Source organism: Actinomadura montaniterrae (genome assembly GCF_008923365.1).
Lineage (GTDB): Bacteria > Actinomycetota > Actinomycetes > Streptosporangiales > Streptosporangiaceae > Spirillospora > Spirillospora montaniterrae.
In genome coordinates this window covers 1-659 of sequence record NZ_WBMR01000502.1, presented here as the reverse complement: position 1 = coordinate 659, position 659 = coordinate 1, and the positions used below count along the sequence as shown (strand labels likewise).

The 659-nt window shown below is 75.0% G+C and carries 1 protein-coding gene; it reads right to left on the bottom strand.

The window, feature by feature from the left end; all coding sequences use genetic code 11:
• Positions 1–211: hypothetical protein (locus F9B16_RS50530; RefSeq protein ID WP_225992708.1), on the bottom strand; the 211-nt coding region annotated here is incomplete at its 3' end.
• Positions 212–659 lie beyond the last annotated feature (448 nt).

Genomic DNA, 659 nt, shown 5'->3' with positions numbered 1-659 from the left:
GCGCCCCGTCCGGTCCGGCGCCGCGCGCGACGGCGACGGCGGCGGCCATCGCCCAGCCGTCCGCGACGGCGAGGCAGGCCGGGTACAGCACGGCGAGCGGGGCCGGGGCGCGCCGGCGGCGCGGCGGGAGGGGCGGCAGGACGGGGGGCGGCGTCCCGGATCCGGCGGACGCGCTGGAGTCGATGGAGGTGCTCAGCCCCTGGGCTCTCATCTCGCGCGTCCCTTCGCTGACAGAACCTCACCGGCAGGTGACTCCGCCGGGCCCCCGGTGCCGCGGCGCCGCGCGCGTTCCCCGCCGCCGAACATGGGGTCCGCGAGCGGCCACGATCCAGCATCGCAGCGGGATCCGGCGGTGATCGTCGCTTTTAACGAAGGCCACCGCAGTCTTGAATAGAAGATCGACACTGTCCGGGGGCTACCCATCTGACCTGCGGCGACGATCCCATCGCCGGCCATCGCTTTCGCCAAGAAACGCCAAGCGCGCACACCCCGGCCGGGCCTTTGCATTTTCATATCGGCGACGCCGACGACACATTTCCTTTTCGCCCGTCCCCGCGCCGATTGCGAGCATTGACATGCGTTCCCCCGCCCCGCCGCCGGCCCCGCCGCGCCTTCCCCGGCGCCCTCCCCGGCGGCGGCGCCCGCGGCGGCGCCCGCCG